We start from the raw sequence: 18,765 nt of genomic DNA, 5'->3' as shown, positions 1-18,765 counted from the left end.
TCACGGATCGCCTCGCGTGCTCACATATCGGTCATCTCGGGTGTGGGGAGGGGTGGTTGGGGGTTGAATGCAGGAAAATCCCATGGGCTGGGGGGCGGGGTGGCGTGTCGTGGGATTTTCTTGCATTCTGCGGCCCTTCCCTCCACTCGGCGACCGCCTCCCGCCGGGCCGTGTGCCCGCTGACTCTTGGCGGGGTCTTGCATGGGCCGGTCCGCTGTCGGCAGCGAAAGCGGCGCGTACGCCCAGGCGGGCCTGCAAAGTGCCGCGCTCCGGGCGAGCCCCGCCTGGACTGGTCCGCAGACGGCAGCCAAGGCCGCCACCGGAGCCCTCCCCCCCCCACCCCGCATCGCCACGCGCCGCCTCCGTGAGAAGTGCCAGCCCGCAGACGGCCACGACACCTGCCATCGCTACCGAAGCGGAGCCGCCCGGCCAAGCCAGGCCGAGGAGCATCGCCTGGCATCCGCACCACAAGTGTCCTGTCTCAACGAAGTTAGTCGTCCGCAGCGCGCTGACCTGCTTGGACTGGTTTGAGTGAGACGCAGGGACTCGGTTCATTGAGACAGATCTCTGGTCTCGGGGCCGGAACGAGCTGGGAGCTGCCCCGTATCGGCCGCATGCCGTCATGCTGGTCTGTCCATCATCCTCTGGCGCTGGCGACTCCTAAGCCGTCCATGTAGTCGCGGACCCATGTGATCAGTCCGTTGCGGACGTGGAGTATCAGGAGACCGGGGACGGTGAAGGTGGTGCGCCTGGTCGGCAGCGTTCCCACCACGACATGCTCGGCGATGATCACTTCCGGATCGGCGGTCTCGTAGGCCGCGAGTTTCCTGACCTCCTCCACCTGGACGGGGCTGGCGCCCCAGGCCGCCCGGTATCCCGCGCGCACGGCCTCGCGTCCCTCATAGCGTGGGGGGAACCCCGGAGAGGAGAACGGGAACTCGTGCACCGCGTCCGTGGCGTAGAGATCGGCGAGATCGTCTGGGGATTTGTCGAGCATGGCCTGGTAGTAGCGGGCCAGCGCCTCGCGAGGGGTTCGGACCGCAGACGTATCCAGATGCGACACAGGGGTTGCTCCATTCACTCAACGCTTGTTGACCCACTCAGCGTAGGAGTCGGCGGGGAGTTCGGTAGTCCGGGGCGTGCCGATTCTCCCGCTCACCGTCATGCCAGTGCAGCCAGAACGGCTGCGAGCCGATCCCCACCACGTTGGGATCGAAGTCCATCGGCAGCAGTCGGTCCCGCTCCAGCCAGCGACTCGAAGCCGACGTGCCGCCCGGTCGTCGCCGCCCAGTACCAGCCCGGGAAGTGACGCTCACCGCGCGACCAGCGGAACGTACGCACCGGAGCGACATCCTCGAACCGGCCCGTCACACAGTCCCGCAGCGGACACCGACGACGCCGTGCACTGCGTCCACGTACGACAACTCGACGTACGGTCCCGCCTGATCCACCCCAGCCGGTACAGCCATCCAACACCCCCAGCGCCCTCAGTCGCGCGACTAGCTTCGCTGAGACAGAAGTCCGAACGACCCGGTTCGTTGAGAAAACGACTCGATTGAGTGAGACGGGACAACAAGAGCCAGTCCGCACTCGGCAGCAAAACCTGGCAGCTGTCCTGTGACAGTCGATCTTCCTCTTTGTCACTGAATCTTGCTCAAGCTCGGCTTGTCGCCACTACGGTTTACTCGATAGGGGCGAGGTGGCCGGGTGAGCACTGCGGGTGCGTTAGGCATGACATCGCCGGGGTGGGTTCACGCTCCGTTTCGGCGGTGCTGAAGGCCCGCGAGCGCGTTGCCACGATCCATGGGAGGCGTAGCAGTGCGGGGTCAGCTCCTTGAGGGGCGTTACCGGTTGGTGCGGCAGCTTGGTGAGGGCGGGATGGGGCAGGTCTGGGAGGCGTGGGACCAGACGCTGGACCGGCCCGTCGCGGTCAAGTTGATCTCGCTGCTCGCAGGCGGAGGGAGCCGTAGTGAGGAGGCGCGCGCCCGGTTCCTGCGGGAGGCGCGGATCACCGCGCAGTTGCAACACGCGCACATTGTCACCATCCACGATCTCGGTCAGACCGGCCCGGAAGGCGATCAGGTTCCGTTCCTGGTGATGGAGCTGGTCCGGGGCGAGGGGCTGGACGCGAAGCTGCGCCAAGGTGCTGTCGCATTGCGCGACGTGGCCCGGTGGGGCACGCAGATCGCGGACGCGCTGGCCGATGCGCACGGCGCCGGAATCATGCACCGGGATATCAAGCCCTCCAATATCCTCGTCACACCCGGCGGAGCTGTGAAAGTCCTCGACTTCGGCATCGCGCGGGCCGCCGATCCCTACGCGACCGCGGACCGTCTCACGCAGACCGGCTTCATCGTTGGCACGCCCCCGTACATGGCGCCCGAACAGGCGCGTGGCCATCCGGAACCGCGCAGCGACCTCTACGCGCTGGGCTGTGTGCTCTTCGAACTGATCACAGGTCAATTGCCGTTCCAAGCTCCCGACACCGTCGGCTACCTCTCCGCTCACCTCACCCAGGAGCCACCCGCTCCGAGCTCGGTGTCCCCCGACATCCCATCCGCCTGGGACGACCTCGTGCTGAACCTGCTGCGCAAGGACCCGGACCACCGGTACGCGCACGCCACCGACCTCGCCCAGGCACTACACCAACTCGCCCGCGCATCCGAACCCGCGACTTCGCCCAGGACCTCCGTATCCGCCTCTGGCACCTCTGACAGGGGCCCGAAGCGGGCCGTGGCATTTTCGAATGCCAACGCGGTGGCACGGCCTCATGGTCGGGGCCATGTCCTGACCAAGCTGGAGCGGTATGTCCCGTCGGCTTCCCTGCTGATCGTCGTCGGAGTGCTGGCCGTGTTCTCTCTCTCCAAGGACCACAGTGACGAGGGCGCGACAACCTGGGACGCCTCTCTCGCCCTGGCCATCTACGTTCTCCTCTTCGCTTTCGTCTTGGTGCTGGCGACGGCTCTCACACCTAGCTCAAGAACCCGGACACGCGCGGCGGGCTATGCGGCAACCGTGCTCCTCTTCTTCGCCGGGGTTTACAGCTCTCTCCCGAAAATGCTCGTGGGTGGCTCGGGTGGATCGGCCCCTGCGATAACTGCCCTGTCCTTCGCGGTGTACTGCTACCGCGACATCAGGACCCGCCGAGCCCGCCTGGCCAATGCCAATCAGACAGCGTTGAAGCTCTGACTTCATGAAGGCCGGACGCGGTGAGCAGCGGTGCATCAGGCACTATGCCCACGCTCTCACCTGCGTACCTCATCTTCGATGAGACGAACTGCAATCCGCGGTATCCCGACCAACCTCGATACCTACACACACGCCGCGATCTGCCCCGACGCCAACGAACTCGCCGCAGCAGTACTCGCCAAGCATCCTCATGATCCAGCAAGATCCACTGGCGAACACTCTCCGCATCTCCGAACGGCGGCACCCGCGGTTCACGGCCACTTCGCCACTCAAGATTCCTCGTCGCAGGTCAGGGCGACCGCGTCAGGGACGACTCGGTGACACAGGACAGCAGCGCCACCGGAGTTGAGCCGGCCGGTCGGCCGGGCCGAGTGTCGTCGCTCGTGACGCTCGCACCAGGAGAACCAGTCCGCACCCGGCCGGAGACCCGTCACCGCCACCGGGGCGTCCCCGTCTGTCAGGCGGTACCTCCTCACCGCGTGACGCTCGCACCAGAAGAACTGGTCCGCAGATGGCAGGAGACCGACGAGCCCATCCACCGTCCCCATACGCCCCCTTCCTGGCCGCCCGGCCAACAAAAGCTCCTGCGGTGGAGGCGGGGCAGTCAAGGGTGGAGCGCAGCGCAATCGGCGCAGCCGACGCGTAGCGCAGCGGAGCGCCCTTTACTGGGCCGCCGGAACCGCCACACTCCCGAGCGCCGGGCGGCCCCGATCACCACCCCACGCCCCCGGCCCCGCGAAGCCCCCGCCCCCAGCAGGGTCACCCGCCAGCCGCCACCGCCTCCCTCACCCTCGCCACGAACGCCTCCGGTGCGTGGAAGACCTCCTCCGCGCCGAAGCGCAATAGCACCCGCACCTCGGGGCAGGACACAAGGTCGTTGTAGCGGGCCAGGTCCCGGCGGTGGGACTCTCGTGAGCCGTGGTAGGCGTAGCCCTCGATCTCGACGGCCACGCCCTCCCCGCGGAAGAGGAAGTCCGGGCGCAGGAGGCGGCCGGACGGGGTCAAGAGCTCCGCCTGGGACTCCGGGCGCAACCCCGCGTCGTACATCCGGAGTCGGGCGACCGTCTCCGCCGGTGAACCCGCCCCCGGGTCAGCCAATCCCAGCCACCTACGTGCCCTCGTCTTCATGGTCGTCCCCGTCGTCCCCACCACCGCCGACGGTGGGGAATCCAAGGCCGCTGCCACCGTGTCGAGGCCGCCGATCAGCGGGCCCCGCCAGTAGCGCCCGCCGTACCTGCGGCTGCTCAGCGCCGAGTCGAGCGCCACCAGCGCGTCCTCCCGGGGGCCGCCGCGCAGCAGATCCGCCAACGTACGCGCGACCGTCGTCACCAGGAGGTCCCCCACCACGGTGATCTCGGCAGGCGGCAGGGGGAGCCAGTGGACGCGGGCGCCAGTCTTGCGGCGGGCTCCCAGTGGGTCGGTGAACTCCAGCTCTTCCCGCAGTACTTCGATACGCCACAGCGCCGCCGCCGACCGGTGGCTCGCCACCAGGCCTGGCGTCGTCAACTGCCCGGCCCAGAGGCGCACCGCCAGATCGACCGTGCGCCCGGGCTCCACCCAGCCGCCGCCCGGGATGCGCGTCCATCCCTCGGCGGCCAGGCTTCTGGACAGCGTGCTCGTCGGCCAGCCCGCGTCCCTGGCCCAGCACGTGAGCAACACCCCCTCCATGGCCAACTCCCGCAGCCCACCCCGCTCCCCCGCACCCCGCAGCTCCCTTGAACCCCCCATCACCCCAGACTGCCGCACATTGGCCTCGCGCGGATCAGCCTGTGGATAACGCACTGCGCAGTGCGTGCAAGTGGCAGTAAAGGTGGGCTACTTGTCATTGCAGACATTCGCGCCCGCCTGAAGACTTGAGCCACAGCACAGCACCGCACCTCACCTCACCTCACCTCACCCGGGAAAGGGACCCCATGCAGATCGCGATCCTCCTCTACGACAACTTCACCGTCCTCGACGCGGTAGGCCCCTTCCAGACCCTCGCCTCACTCCCCGGCGCCGAAGTCGTCTTCGTCGCCGAGGAGGCCGGACCCGTCCTCGACGACACCCGCACCCTCTCCCTCGTCGCCACGAAGTCCCTCGCCGAGGTCAGCAGCCCGGACATCGTCGTCGTACCGGGCAGCCCTGAACCCGACCTGAAGAACGAGGCCGTGCTCGGCTGGCTCCGCGCCGTCGACGCCACCACCACCTGGACCACCTCCGTCTGCACCGGCTCACTCATCCTCGCCGCCGCCGGTCTCCTCAAGGGCCGTCGCGCCACGTCCCATTGGCTGGCGCTCGAACAGATCAAGCAGTTCGGGGTCGAGTCGACCGGAGAGCGCGTCGTCTTCGACGGGAAGTACGTCACCGGCGCGGGCGTCTCCGCCGGGATCGACATGGGGCTCACCCTCGCCGGGAAGATCGCGGGCGACGAGCACGCGCAGACCGTCCAGTTGCTCATCGAGTACGACCCCCAGCCGCCGTACGACGCTGGTTCACCGGACAAGGCCCCGGCCGCGCTGGTGGAGAAGTTCCGGGCGCAGACCGTGTCCTAGACGTATCCCGCTGAGCCCGCCCCGGCCGCCCGTCCGGCTACCCGCCCGCCGCCAACGCCCGCAGCCACTCCGCCAAGAGCCGGTTCACCTCGAACGCCCGCTCCTGCTGCACCCAGTGCCCGCACCCCTCAAGGAGGTGCGAGGACACCAGGCCGGGCAGGGTCTCCGGGTACGCCTTGATCGCGTCGGCCATCCACGTCGTCGACGCGTCCTGGTCGCCGCCGATGAACAGTGACGGCTGGACGATCGGCGCTCCGTCCCATGCCGCCAAGTCCTCCCAGTCGCGGTCGACGTTGCGGTAGCGGTTGAGCGCGCCGGTCAGGCCCGTCCGCTCGAACTCGGCCGCGTAGACGTCGAGATCGGCCTCCGTCAGCCAGGAGGGCAGGGGCCCGCCACCGACGAAACGGTCCGCCATCCTTCCGCCCCGAGCGACGAAGTGGAGGCTCGGCGCGTCCGCCGACGGCATCGTGTCGGCCGACAGTCCCGCGTAGAACCCCGCGAGCCACCCCCTCACATCCGGCTCGATCTCCGCCTCCGCCCTCCCCTGCTCCTGGAAGTACGAGACGTAGAACTCCTCGTCGTCGCCACCGATCCGCGCGAAGGCGTCCGTCGGCCGGAAGCCGTTCCTCGGTGCGTACGGGACGCTCAGCAGGCCCACCGCCGTGAACACGTCCGGCCTGAGCAGCGCCGAGTTGGCCGCGATGCCCGAGCCCCAGTCGTGGCCCACGATCGTCGCGGACTCCGCCCCCAGGGCGCGTACGACTCCGACGTTGTCGGCGACGTGCGCCAGCATCCGGTACGAGTCCACCTCACGCGGCTTCGACGAGCGGCCGTAGCCGCGCACGTCGATCGCCACCGCGCGGAAGCCCGCCTCGGCGAGCACCGGGAGCTGGTGGCGCCATGAGTACCAGGACTCGGGGAAGCCGTGGACGAGGAGGACCAGGGGGCCCTCGCCCTGTTCCACCAGGTGGATCCGGCCACCAGGGACGTCGACCAAACGGTGGTGCGCGGGGTGCCGCATACTTCCTCCCGGATCAGGAACGGAACAGGAACAGGAACAGTGGATATGTGAAGTATGGATACGTGACGTATAGATACGTGACGTATGGATACGTACGTCATTATCCTGGGCTCACGCCCCCACCACCCGCGAGGAAATTTGCCGAGTCGGCAAATCAGCCGCAGCCGGGCCGCGAAGCCACCACCGCCGCCACCTCCGCCTTCAGATCCGCCCACAGCTCCGGGCGGACCGCGACCCTGAACCCAAGGCGGTACACCGTCGTCCGCTCCCTCCCCCGCACCCGCAGCCGTACCTCCGTGGGGCCCGGATGCGAGCGGAGGATCTCCCTCAAGCGGCCGACCGAGCGCGGGGTCACCTGGGGCTCGTGCATGTCGAGGACGACCGGGGCGTCCGGCGCCGCGCGGGTCAGGTCCGGGACCGAGAGTTCCATGCCCACCAGGCGCGGGACGTCCTCCCGTTTGTCGAGGCGGCCCTTCACGAACACCACGGTGTCCTCCACCAGTTGGGTCGACAGCAGTTGATACGTCGCCGGGAAGAACATGCACTCCAGCGACCCCGCCAAGTCCTCCACCGTGGCGACCGCCCACGCGTTCCCCTGCTTCGTCACCTTCCTCTGAAGGCCGGAGATGATGCCGCCGATGGTGACCACCGCACCGTCCGCGTGCTCGCCCCCGGTCAGGCTCGCGATCGCCGCGTCCGCCTTGCCGGAGAGGATGTGCTCGATGCCGAACAAGGGGTGGTCGGAGACGTAGAGGCCGAGCATCTCCCGTTCCTGGGCCAGGAGATACGCCTTCTCCCACTCCTCGGACGGGAACTCGACGTCGAGCCCGAAGCCCGGCTCAGCCACTTCCGCCGCCCCGCCCCCGAAGAGGTCGAACTGGCCCTCCGCCTCCCTCCTCTTCACCTGTACGACATTGTCGATCAGGGGCTCATAGCAGGCGGCAAGACCTTTGCGCGTATGCCCCATCTCGTCGAACGCCCCCGCCTTGATGAGGGATTCGGTCGTCCGCTTGTTGCAGGCGGTCGCGTCCACCTTCTCCAAGTAGTCCGGGAAGGACTCGTACTTCCCTTTCCGCTCACGGCACTTGACGATGGAATCGACCACGTTCGCGCCCACGTTCCGTACCGCCGTCAGGCCGAAGAGAATGACGTCGTCGCCCTGCGCCGCGAAGTTCGCCACCGACGCGTTCACATTCGGCGGCAGGACCTTGATTCCCATCCGGCGGCACTCGTTCAAGTACACCGCCGACTTGTCCTTGTCGTCGCGGACCGAGGTCAGCAGGGCCGCCATGTATTCGGCCGGGTAATTCGCCTTCAGGTACGCCGTCCAGTACGAGACCAGTGCGTATGCCGCCGCATGTGCTTTGTTGAACGCATAGCCCGCGAACGGGACCAGGACGTCCCAGACCGCCTGGATCGCCTCGTCGCTGTATCCGCGCTCCCGGCAGCCGCCCCGGAAAGGGATGAACTCCTTGTCCAGGACCTCCTTTTTCTTCTTGCCCATCGCCCGGCGCAGCAGGTCTGCCTGGCCAAGGGTGTAGCCCGCGAGCACCTGGGCCGCCTTCTGTACCTGCTCCTGGTAGACGACAAGGCCATACGTCAGGCCCAGCACATCCCGCAGGGGTTCCGCCACCTCCGGGTGGATGGGGGTGATCTCCTGTTGGGCGTTCTTCCGCAGCGCGTAATTCGTGTGGGTGTTCATGCCCATCGGGCCGGGGCGGTACAGCGCCGTGACCGCCGTGATGTCCTCGAATTCGTCCGGCTTCATCAGCCGCATCAGCGAACGCATCGGGCCGCCGTCGAATTGGAAGACGCCGAGAGTGTCGCCGCGTCCGAAGAGCTCGAAGGTGCGGGAATCGGCCAGGGGGATGGAGAGCAGGTCCAGTTCCACGCCCTTGTTCGCCGCCACCATCTTGACCGCGTCGTCCATGATGGTCAGGTTCCGCAGGCCCAGGAAGTCCATCTTCAGGAGACCTAGCGACTCGCACTGGGGGTAGTCCCACTGCGTGATCGTCACGCCGTCCGTGTGCCGCACCCATACCGGGACGTGGTCGGTGATCGTCTCGCTGGACATGATGACGCCGGCCGCGTGCACGCCCATCTGCCGGACCAGGCCCTCCACGCCCTTCGCGGTGTCGATGACCTTTCGTACGTCGGGTTCGTTCTCATACATTCCACGGATCTCGCCCGCCTCGCCGTGCCGGGGGTGGGCGGGGTCGGTGATGCCCGCGAGCTCGATTCCCTTTCCGCCCGCGTCCGGTGGCATCGCTTTGGTGAGGCGGTCGCCCATCGCGTACGGATATCCGAGGACCCGTGCCGAGTCCTTGATGGCGTTCTTCGCCTTGATCTTTCCGTACGTGCCGATCATCGCGACCTTGTCGGCCCCGTACTTCTCCGTCACATAACGGATGACTTCCACGCGCCTGCGCTCGTCGAAGTCGATGTCGACGTCGGGCATGGAGACGCGCTCGGGGTTGAGGAACCGCTCGAAGATCAGTCCGTGCGTGATCGGGTCCAGGTCGGTGATGCCCATGGCGTACGAGACGAGCGAACCGGCCGCCGAGCCGCGACCCGGGCCCACCGCGATTCCGTTGTTCTTGGCCCACATGATGAAGTCGGCGACGACGAGGAAGTATCCGGGAAACCCCATCTGGATGATGATGTCCATCTCGTACTCCGCCTGGCGCGCATACGCGTCCCCCGCGTCCCCCACTCCCTCCGGAAACCGGCGCCGCATTCCCCTTGCCACCTCCTCCCGGAACCAGCTGACCTCCGTATAACCCTCCGGCACGTCGAACCTCGGCATCAGGTCCCGCTTCTCGAACATCCCGGTGGTATCGATCTGTTCGGCGACCAGGAGGGTGTTGGCGCAGCCCTGCCGCCAGGCGTCCGAGGAGTCGATGGCGTACATCTCGGCCGTGGATTTCAGGTGGTATCCCGTTCCGTCGAAACGGAATCGGTCCGGGTCCGAGAGGTTCTTGCCGGTCTGGATGCAGAGCAGGGCGTCGTGCGCGGTCGACTCGTGGGCGTAGGTGTAGTGGGAGTCGTTCGTGACGAGCGGGGGGATGCCGAGTTTCTTGCCGACCCGGAGCAGGTCGTCGCGGACCCTGCGCTCGATTTCGATGCCGTGGTCCATCAGTTCCAGGAAGTAGCGGTCCTTGCCGAAGATGTCCTGGTAATCGGCGGCAGCCTTCACCGCCTCGTCGAACTGACCGAGGCGAAGGCGCGTCTGGAGCTCTCCGGAAGGGCAGCCGGTGGAGGCGATGAGACCCTGCGACCACGTGGCCAGGGTCTCCCTGTCCATGCGCGGCCACTTCTGGAGCCAGCCCTCGGCGTACGCGTCGGAGGACAAGCGGAAGAGGTTGTGCAGGCCGGTGCTGTTCGACGCCCAGATCGTCTTGTGGGTGTAGCCACCTGAACCGGACACGTCGTCGCGTTTCTGGTGCGGCTGACCCCACTTGATCTTCCGCTTGTCGCGGCGGGACTCCGGCGCCACATACGCCTCAATGCCGATGATCGGCGTGACGCCCGCGCCCTGGGCCTGGTGGAAGAAGTCGTACGCGCCGTGCAGATTGCCGTGGTCGGTCATCGCGATGTGCGACATGCCCAGCTCAGCGCAGGCCTTGAACATGTCGCCGAGGCGGGCAGCGCCGTCGAGGAGCGAATACTGGGTGTGGACGTGCAGGTGGGTGAAGGGCTGCGGCACTGGCACTTCCACTCCCATGGTCGGTCAGTCGATCGGTCAGTCGATCGGTCCGTGGATCAGTCAGCGGCGGTCGGGGTGGACTCGGCTTCCTCCTCCAGCCGTTGGGCGATGACGCGCAGGCCGACCGCCATCTCGCGTGCCGATGGCGCGTGGTCGGGGTCGATGAGCCACTGCTGGGTCAGGCCCGCGACCAGGGCCATGTGGACCGAGCCGACCGCGCGGGCCGTCTCCGGGTCCTCTGCGGCGTCGATGCCGTGCAGGTGGGCGGCCATCTCGGGGCGGGCCCGCTCGTACGCGGCTGCGATCTGCTCGCGGATCTCGGGTGCGCGCTCGGCCTGCGCGAAGGCCTCGGTGCTGGCCACCAGCATGGGGCGGTCGGTGGCCTGGGAGCCGATGATGCGGGTCCACATCTGCTCCAGGGGCTCGGGCGCCGGCGCCTCCGGCGGTACGGCCACGATCGCCGTGCCCCACTCCATGAGGGTCTCCAGGAGGGCGGCGTTGAGCAGGGCCTCCTTGGAGCCGTAGTGGTAGTTGATCGTCCCTACGGGCGCGTTGTTCGCGGCGGCCGCGATGTCCCGGGAGGTCGTGCGGGCGTATCCCCGCTCCTGGAGGCATCGCTTGGCGCCGGTCATCAGCTGTTCTCGGTGTCCCATGGGGCTACCGTACAACAGTCTTGAACGTTCGTTCAGAACGGAGGTTCAGAACGTACGTTCAGAACATTGGTTCAGAACGATCCTTCAAGTCGCCAAGGGCCCGAAACTCGATGGACAGTCCCCGCCCCCTCGCCGATAGTGCCGTCCATGGCAACTCTCGTGCGTCACCTCACCTTTGACTGTTCCAACGCCTACCGACTCGGCACCTTCTGGGCCGAAGTCCTCAGCGGGAAGATCGCCGACGACGACTTCCCCGGGGATCCTGAAGCCATGGTCAGCGCGGAAGGCATCACTCTGCTCTTCGTGACCGTGCCGGAGGGCAAGACCATAAAGAACCGCGTCCATGTCGATCTCCAGCCGCAGGACCGCACCCGCGACGAAGAGGTCGAGCGGCTCCTGGAGCTGGGCGCCGAGGTCTCGGAGGACCACCGCCAGCCCGACGGGCGCGGCTGGGTCACGCTGACCGACCTGGAGGGCAACGAGTTCTGCGTCGAGCGCAGTGCCGCCGAGCGGGCGGGCGACTAGGGTCTCTCGCCCTCTCGCCCTCTCGCCCCCTCGCCCCCTAGTCCCGGCGGCAGCTAGTCCCGGCGGCCCCGCAGTTCCTGCTTGAGCACCTTCCCGCTCGCGTTCCTCGGCAGGTCCGTCACGAACTCGATCTCCCTGGGGACCTTGTAGTTCGCCATTTCGCGGCGCGACCACGCGATCAGGTCGTCCGCCGTGAGCACCGCCCCCGGCCGCCGCACCACGTAGGCCTTGCCCACCTCGCCGAGCCTCGGATCCGGGACGCCGATCACGGCCACGTCCGCCACCTGCGGGTGCACGCCGATGAGTTGCTCTATCTCGGCGGGGTAGGCGTTGAATCCGCCGACGATGTACATGTCCTTGATCCGGTCCGTGATGCGGAGGTTGCCCGCCTCGTCGAGGACCCCGACGTCCCCGGTCCGCAGCCAGCCGTCCGGGGTGATCGCCTTCTTCGTCTCTGCCGGGTCCTCGAAGTAGCCCTGCATGACGTTGTGTCCGCGTACGAGGATCTCGCCGGGGTGGCCCGGCGAGAGCGCCTCGCCCCCCGGACTCACCACCCGGACCTCCGTGTCCGGGATGGCCTTGCCCGAGGTGGAGGCGATCACGCGGGCCGCGTCTCCCTGGCGGCACATCGTGACGATGCCGCTCGCCTCGGAGAGGCCGTATGCCGTCAGGACCGTAGCGATGTGCAGTTCGGTGCGCAGGCGCTCGACCAGCTGGAGCGGGACCACCGCCGCTCCCGTCACCACCAGGCGCAGGGCCGACAGGTCGTGCTGGTCGCGGGCGGGGTGGTCGAGGAGTGACTGGTGCAGGGTGGGTGGGCCGGGGAGGACGGAGATCCGTTCCGCCGCCACGTTCGCCAGGACCGTGTCCACGTTGAAGACCGGCTGCGGGATCATCGTCGCGCCCCGCATCAGGCAGGCGATGATCCCCGCCTTGTAGCCGAAGGTGTGGAAGAACGGGTTGACGATGAGGTAGCGGTCGCCTTCGCGCAGGCCCGCCAGTTCGCTCCAGATTCCGTAGCAGCGGAGCGTCTGCGCGTGGGTGATGATCGCGCCCTTGGGGCGGCCCGTGGTGCCCGAGGTGTAGATGATGTCGGAGGGTGCCGCCCCGTCGATGCCGTCCGCCCGTGCCCGTACGGCATCGAGGCCCACCCCGTCGCCGCTGGCCATGAAGTCCTTCCAGGTGCGGAAGTTCTCCGGGGCGTCGTCGGACAGGACCACCACCTGCTCCAGGTGCGGGAGGCCCGGCAGGGGGCCGTCTCCCTTCCCCTCGGCGGCTGCGCGGCGCAGCGAGGCGACGTACGACGTGCCGAGGAAGGTGCCCGTCACGAAGAGCAGCTTCGCTCGGCTGCGTTCCAGGACGTACGACGCCTCTGTGCCCTTGAAGCGGGTGTTCAGGGGGACCAGGACCGCGCCCGCCGACACCGCGCCGAGGGCCGAGACGATCCAGTCCAGCGTGTTCGGGGCCCAGACGGCCACGCGGTCACCGGCGTTGACGCCGTTGGCCATACACGCGGCGGCGGCCCTCTCGACCCGCCGGCCGAGCTCCGCGTACGAGACCCGGGTGCGGCCCTCGACGACCGCCTCCCGGTCTCCGTACCGCTCGGCCGCCGCCCGGACCAGTCCCGGAACGCTGCCCCACTCGAGGTCGCCGCGCATCGCAAGCCCTCCCACCGCAGTAGCTGACACTCCGTCAGATTAACGGTAACCTGACGCGCTGTCAGCAGTCGGGACGACGTATGGCGAAGCCCTGGGGCTCGCCGCTCGCGGAGGTGTCCTTGCCCATGGCTTCACTCAAAGACGCTACAGCGATAGTCGGGATCGGGCAGACCGCCTTCGCCAAGCAACTGCCCGATGATGAGAAGACGTTGGCCTGTCGTGCCATCGTCGCCGCGCTCGACGACGCGGGCATCGCCGCGTCCGAGGTCGACGCGTTCGCCTCGTACACGATGGAGGAAACGGACGAGGTCGAGGTCGCCAAGGCGATCGGCGCCGGCGACGTCACCTTCTTCAGCAAGGTCGGCTTCGGCGGAGGCGGCTCCTGCGCGACCATCGCGCACCTCGCGTCCGCCGTCGCCACCGGGCAGGCGAGCGTCGGCGTCGCCTGGCGCTCCCGGAAACGGGGCAGCGGACCGCGCCCCTGGAAGAACACGGCGGTCCAACTCCCCACCCCCGCCCAGTGGACCCGGCCCTTCGGCCTCCTCCGCCCGGCGGACGAGATCGGGATGCTGGCGCGCCGCTACATGCACGAGTACGGCGCGACCCGCGACCACCTGTTCAATGTCGCCCTCGCGTGCAGGAACCGGGCGAACCAGAATCCGGCCGCGATGATGTACGAGCGGCCACTGACCCGCGAGATGTACATGTCGTCGAGATGGATCAGTGAACCGCTGTGCCTGTTCGACAACTGCCTTGAGACCGATGGCGCGTTGGCGTGCGTCATCGTGTCCGCCGAGCGGGCCCGTGACTGCCGCCAGAAGCCCGTGTACGTCCACTCCGCCGCCCAGGGGCTGCCCGCCCAGCACCACGGAATGGTCAACTACTGGAACGACGACCCGCTGACGGGCCCCGCCTGGACAGCGGCCCGACACCTGTGGAAGCAGGCAGACTTCGGCCCTCATGACGTGGACGTGGCGCAGATCTATGACGCGTTCACGCCCCTGATCCCGCTGTCCCTGGAGGGCTACGGCTTCTGCGGGCGCGGCGAGGGCGGCGCGTTCACGGAGGGCGGCGCACTGGAGAGCGGGGGACGGCTTCCGATCAACACCGGGGGCGGCGGCCTGAGCGAGGCGTACGTCCACGGCTTCAACCTCATCAACGAGGGCGTGAAGCAACTGCGGGGGACGAGCACGGCTCAGGTGCCGGACGCGTCGACGTGCCTGGTGACGGCGGGCGAGGGCGTCCCGACGTCGGCGGTGCTGCTGCGGGCCCCCTGAGGGGCGCGGGGCTGCGACATATGCGGCTCCGCCGCGTGAGCGCGAGCAACCACAGACGAACCCGCCAGCCGGAAGAGGCCAGGAACATGGCAGACGCAACAACCGAGCCCCTGCTGACCCCCACCATCGACAGTGACGGCGCCCCCTTCTGGGAGTACGCCGCCCAGGGCGAACTCCGAATCCAGGCCTGCGGCGCTCCCGCCTGTGGCGAGCTAAGGTTCCCGCCCAGGCCCTGCTGCCCCCACTGCCAGTCCTTCGACAGCGAATGGCGCAGGATGACCGGCCGCGGCCGCATCTGGTCCTACGTACGCCCGCACCCACCCCTGCTCCCCGCCTACGCGGCACAGGCCCCGTACAACGCGATCGTCGTCGAACTGACCGACGCCCCCCGCATCCGCCTGGTCGGCAACCTCGTCGCCGCCCCCGACGCCCCGCTGAACTCCGTCGACCCCGACCGCCTGCGCATCGGCGCAAAGGTGCAGGTCGCCTTCACCGACGTGGACGGGATCGCGATGCCCCGCTGGCTCCTGGAGCGGCCATGACAGCCACGGGTGCCGTCCGTACGGCGGTCGACAAGGACACCGGCGTAGCGGTCGTCACCCTCGACCGCCCCGCTCGCCACAACGCCATCGACCCCGATACGGCTGCCGAACTCACCGCCACCTGGCGGAGCTTCCGCTTCGACGACACCGTGCGGGCGATCGTCCTCACCGGCGCCGGGGAGAAGGCGTTCTGCACCGGCATCGACCGCGATACGGACGTACCGCAACCCGGCTCCCCCTACTCGATGGACGATCCGCTCCTCTCCATCGGGCCCAAGGCCAACGACCTGTGGAAGCCGGTCATCGCCGCCGTCAACGGCATGGCGTGCGGGGGCGCCTTCTACCTCCTGGGCGAGGCGGAGTTCGTCATCGCCGCCGAGCACGCCACGTTCTTCGACCCGCACACCACGTACGGCATGGTCAGCGCGTACGAGGCGATCCTCATGGCGCAGCGTATGCCGTACGGCGAGGTCGCCAGGATGTCGCTGATGGGTACGGCCGAGCGGATCTCGGCCCGTCGGGCGTACGAGACGGGCCTGGTCTCCGAGCTTGCCGAGTCCGCAGACCTCCTGACGGCGGCGACCCGCGCGGCTGAGGTCATCGCCTCCCATCCGACCGAGCCGGTCCAAGGCACCGTGCGTGCGCTCTGGGCGGCGAAGGAAGCGGCCCGCGGCCCGGCTCTGGCCCAGGCACCGCACCTCATCGCGCTCGGCAATCTGCCGCCGGAACGGCAGGCGGGGCTGTTCACGGGGCGCGGCAGCGGCTTCCGCACCAGGTGAGCGCGGCCAGCTGCCGCCTCGCGGGGTTCACTCGGGCGGCGTAATGTCACGAGTGGACGGCCGCCGTCCGGAGCCCCTTCCAAAGCTGGTGCGACGGCCGTCACGAGGCGTGACCCGACGCGCGGAGGCGCCTGGAACCGGGCGGTACGGGCGGTACGGGCGGTACGCCAGACCCGCCTAGGACCGCGCCGTCCCCGTCCCCCGCTCCGCGTCCAACGCGTACACGCATCGGTCCTTGCTGCACGCGTAGACCACCCCGTCACGCACCACGGGCGCCCCGGTGATCTCGCCGCCCGTGGCCAGCTTCCAGCGGAGGCGGCCGTCGTCGGCCTTCAGCGTGTACAGCAGGTGGTCCGTCGAGCCGAAGTGGATGCGGCGGTCGGCGACGACCGGCGTGCCGACGACCTCGCCACCGGCCTGGAACCGCCACTTCGGCGTGCCCGTCACCGCGTCCAGCGTGTAGAGCCCCTTGCCGCTGCCGACGTGCACATGCCCGTCGGAGACCAGGACGGGCTCGATCGACGCACGTGACTCCGTGGCGATGCGCCAGCGGTCACGCCCGTCCGTGGCGTCGAGGGCGTACACCGTGCCCAGGTAGTCCGCCAGATACACACCGCCGCCTGTGACGGCGGGCCCCGGCGCGAAAGCCGGGGGACACAGGAACGCGGCGGGCGCCTCGAAGTGCCAGCGCACATGCCCGCCGACCACGTCGATCGCGAGGACGCGCGTGCCCGCGGACACGTACACATACCCGTCCTCCGCGGGCGCGAGCCGCACCGGCACGCCGCCGCAGGAGGCCGCGTCGCCGATGGGGTAGGACCACCGCTCGTCGCCCGTACGGGCCTCAAGCGCACGTAGGCGTGCGTCCTTCCAGATGTAGACCGTGCCGTCGTGGACGACGGGTCCCGCCTCGGGGGTCTCGAAGTCGGTCTGGGCCCCGGTGATCTCCCAGAGCTTCTCGCCGTTCGCGGCCTCCCAGGCCTGTACGCCGCCGCCGCGCGTCCCGGTGACGACGGTGCCACGGTCGGCCTGGAGGGAGTACACCCAGGCGTCGGTCGACAGGCGCCAGAGGTCGTTGCCTTCGGCGCCGTCGAGGGCGTACAGCGTCGGGCCGTCGGATGCGTGGATACGTCCGTCGGCGACCGCCATGGACCAGGCGACGTCCCGCGTCTTGAAGCTGCGGCGGCCCGTGCCGACGTCCAGGGCGTGGACCTCGAAGGACGTGACGTACACGAGATTCCCCGCGACGGCGGGCGTCCCCCACACGTCGTTCGACATCCGGAACCGCCACGGCCGCCAGGCGGCCCCCGCGTCCGGCGCGGCGGTGGGGGCGGGCAACACGGGGTCGACGCCGTTCGCCGCGGCCCTGGACCGCGACCACGAGGCGGCGAGGCCGGTCTCGGCGGGCACAGCGCCTACGGCGGCGGCCCGCGCGTCGGCCACTCGCGGTCCCGGACCGATCGGCACCTTGGCCCCCGCGAGATGCACGGGACCGGCGTCCGGCACGTTCCCGAACGGCGGAGGCTGCGTCGGCGGGGGTGGCGCGTGCTGCGGGGAGAGCGGTGACGCGTGCTGGGGGGAGGGTGGTGACGCGTGCTGGGGGGAGGGTGGTGAGACGGCGGACGCACCGCCACCGTGCCCGCCGTGCCCGCCTTGCCCACCACGTCCACCGCTCCTGCCGGAGCCGGACAGCGCGGGGCGCGCGGGCGGGCGGCCGCCCCGGCGCGCCTCGATGAGCGCGACGGCACGCTCCGGCAGCCACGCGGACGCCGTACCGCTGTCGCCGTCCTCGCTCTCCGAGGCGAAGAGGTGCGGCGCGAGCTGGGCCTGGAGGTCGGCGGGGCTGGGCCGGAGCACCGCCTCCATCTGCATGCACGTCTCGATGAGCGGACGGAGCTCGTCCGGGAGTCCCTCCAGGTCAGGACCTTCTCGGAGCAGCATGAAGACGGTCTCGACGGGGTTCGCGCCGTGGAAGGGCGCGTGTCCTGTGGCGGCGAAGACGAGCATCGAGCCGAGCGAGAAGACGTCACTCGCACCGGTGACGCTGCGCGAGTCCTTGGCCTGCTCGGGCGACATGTACGCGGGCGTGCCCACGGCGACGTTCGTCATGGTCAGCCGGGTGTTGGAGACGCCGGACGCGATGCCGAAGTCGATAACGCGCGGCCCGTCCTCCACCACGAGGACGTTCGACGGCTTGAGGTCACGGTGGACGAGGCCCGCGCCGTGGATGGACTCCAGGGCCTCGGCGACACCGGCCGCGAGCCAGCGCACGGCCTGGGTGGGCAGCGGCCCGTGTTCATTCACTATTTCTTCGAGCGAGGGAGCGGGCACGTAGGCGGTGGCCAGCCACGGCACGGCGGCGCGCGGGTCGGCGTCCACGACGGCGGCCGTATAGAAGCCGGACACGGCGCGTGCCGCCTCCACCTCGCGCGTGAAGCGGACACGGAACAGCTGGTCCTCGGCGAGCTCGGTCCTGACCGTCTTGATCGCCACACGCCGCCCTGACGCGGAGCGCGCGAGGTAGACAAGGCCCATGCCACCGGCTCCGAGCCGGCCGAGCACCTCGAACGGGCCGATCCGCCTCGGATCGTGCTGCGTCAGCTGATCCACCACTTGCCCTGCCACCTCCCCGTACGCGGGCGCCGTATGAGCAGCCCCGTGCAGCGTCTCACCACCGAGCCGCTCCGGCGGCACGCACCCTGATTCTTCCTGTCCGGGGCGGTGGTTGCGAACCGGGGGCGGGATCAGGGTGTTGTGGGACAAAGAAGACGTAAGAAGAAGGAGATTTGTGAGCGAAACCTGATTCGAACGTCTGGGCTATTCGGTGGACGCACGGGGCGGCGCGAGGAATGACGGGAGAAGTGACGGGAGAAGTGACGAG

General features: G+C 68.9%; 13 protein-coding genes and 1 pseudogene. 6 read left to right on the top strand and 8 right to left on the bottom strand.

Annotated elements, in window-relative coordinates; genetic code table 11:
* Positions 1-637 precede the first annotated feature (637 nt).
* Together ACGFSB_RS26940 and ACGFSB_RS26935 are read right to left on the bottom strand one after the other, a co-directional pair.
* Positions 638-1,063 (bottom strand): nuclear transport factor 2 family protein, encoded by a 426-nt coding sequence (locus ACGFSB_RS26940; RefSeq protein WP_393404221.1) that lies wholly within the window; start codon positions 1,061-1,063, stop codon positions 638-640.
* A 64-nt stretch (positions 1,064-1,127) separates the two neighbouring features.
* A pseudogene (locus tag ACGFSB_RS26935) lies at positions 1,128-1,469 on the bottom strand (TnsA-like heteromeric transposase endonuclease subunit); the annotation flags it as partial.
* A gap of 409 nt (positions 1,470-1,878) precedes the next feature.
* Here ACGFSB_RS26935 and ACGFSB_RS26930 point away from each other — a divergent pair.
* Positions 1,879-3,189 (top strand): protein kinase, encoded by a 1,311-nt coding sequence (locus tag ACGFSB_RS26930; RefSeq protein WP_393404219.1) that lies wholly within the window; start codon positions 1,879-1,881, stop codon positions 3,187-3,189.
* A 759-nt stretch (positions 3,190-3,948) separates the two neighbouring features.
* Here the strand turns inward: ACGFSB_RS26930 and ACGFSB_RS26925 are convergent.
* Complete coding sequence (locus ACGFSB_RS26925; RefSeq protein WP_393404217.1) at positions 3,949-4,917, bottom strand: hypothetical protein; 969 nt, start codon at positions 4,915-4,917, stop codon at positions 3,949-3,951.
* Between the two features lie 185 nt (positions 4,918-5,102).
* Here ACGFSB_RS26925 and ACGFSB_RS26920 point away from each other — a divergent pair, with 185 nt between their 5' ends.
* Positions 5,103-5,723 carry a DJ-1/PfpI family protein gene (locus tag ACGFSB_RS26920; RefSeq protein WP_393404214.1) on the top strand — a complete coding sequence of 207 codons (621 nt, stop codon included), beginning with the start codon at positions 5,103-5,105 and terminating at the stop codon, positions 5,721-5,723.
* Between the two features lie 37 nt (positions 5,724-5,760).
* On the opposite strand, the gene ACGFSB_RS26915 is transcribed toward ACGFSB_RS26920, so the two are convergent.
* The 3 genes from ACGFSB_RS26915 to ACGFSB_RS26905 form a co-directional block, all read right to left on the bottom strand.
* Positions 5,761-6,744 carry an alpha/beta fold hydrolase gene (locus ACGFSB_RS26915; protein WP_393404212.1) on the bottom strand — a complete coding sequence of 328 codons (984 nt, stop codon included), beginning with the start codon at positions 6,742-6,744 and terminating at the stop codon, positions 5,761-5,763.
* A gap of 154 nt (positions 6,745-6,898) precedes the next feature.
* Positions 6,899-10,456, bottom strand: coding sequence for a DNA polymerase III subunit alpha (gene dnaE, locus ACGFSB_RS26910; protein WP_393404209.1), 3,558 nt, complete (start codon positions 10,454-10,456; stop codon positions 6,899-6,901).
* A gap of 50 nt (positions 10,457-10,506) precedes the next feature.
* Positions 10,507-11,103: a TetR/AcrR family transcriptional regulator gene (locus tag ACGFSB_RS26905; RefSeq protein ID WP_393404207.1), complete on the bottom strand. Its 597-nt coding sequence runs from the start codon at positions 11,101-11,103 to the stop codon at positions 10,507-10,509.
* Positions 11,104-11,250: 147 nt separating this feature from the next.
* Between ACGFSB_RS26905 and ACGFSB_RS26900 the strand changes: the two genes are divergently transcribed.
* Complete coding sequence (locus ACGFSB_RS26900) at positions 11,251-11,628, top strand: VOC family protein (RefSeq protein WP_393404205.1); 378 nt, start codon at positions 11,251-11,253, stop codon at positions 11,626-11,628.
* 53 nt (positions 11,629-11,681) lie between these two features.
* On the opposite strand, the gene ACGFSB_RS26895 is transcribed toward ACGFSB_RS26900, so the two are convergent.
* Positions 11,682-13,286 (bottom strand): FadD3 family acyl-CoA ligase, encoded by a 1,605-nt coding sequence (locus ACGFSB_RS26895; RefSeq protein ID WP_393404203.1) that lies wholly within the window; start codon positions 13,284-13,286, stop codon positions 11,682-11,684.
* Positions 13,287-13,411: 125 nt separating this feature from the next.
* On the opposite strand from ACGFSB_RS26895, the gene ACGFSB_RS26890 reads away from it, so the two are divergent.
* The 3 genes from ACGFSB_RS26890 to ACGFSB_RS26880 all read left to right on the top strand — a co-directional run bounded on the left by ACGFSB_RS26890 (position 13,412) and on the right by ACGFSB_RS26880 (position 15,884).
* Positions 13,412-14,563, top strand: a complete 1,152-nt coding sequence (locus ACGFSB_RS26890) for a lipid-transfer protein (protein ID WP_393404201.1) — start codon at positions 13,412-13,414, stop codon at positions 14,561-14,563.
* 86 nt (positions 14,564-14,649) lie between these two features.
* Positions 14,650-15,105 carry a Zn-ribbon domain-containing OB-fold protein gene (locus tag ACGFSB_RS26885; RefSeq protein WP_393404199.1) on the top strand — a complete coding sequence of 152 codons (456 nt, stop codon included), beginning with the start codon at positions 14,650-14,652 and terminating at the stop codon, positions 15,103-15,105.
* Positions 15,102-15,884 (top strand): enoyl-CoA hydratase/isomerase family protein, encoded by a 783-nt coding sequence (locus ACGFSB_RS26880; RefSeq protein WP_393404197.1) that lies wholly within the window; start codon positions 15,102-15,104, stop codon positions 15,882-15,884. The genes ACGFSB_RS26885 and ACGFSB_RS26880 overlap by 4 nt, the downstream gene beginning before the upstream one ends.
* A gap of 177 nt (positions 15,885-16,061) precedes the next feature.
* On the opposite strand, the gene ACGFSB_RS26875 is transcribed toward ACGFSB_RS26880, so the two are convergent.
* Positions 16,062-18,497, bottom strand: coding sequence for a PQQ-binding-like beta-propeller repeat protein (locus ACGFSB_RS26875; protein ID WP_393404271.1), 2,436 nt, complete (start codon positions 18,495-18,497; stop codon positions 16,062-16,064).
* Between the last annotated feature and the right edge of the window lie 268 nt (positions 18,498-18,765).

Origin of the sequence: Streptomyces sp. NPDC048441 (genome assembly GCF_043200235.1) — a bacterium.
Classification (GTDB): Bacteria; Actinomycetota; Actinomycetes; order Streptomycetales; family Streptomycetaceae; genus Streptomyces.
This window is presented reverse-complemented; position numbering and strand designations above follow the sequence as displayed.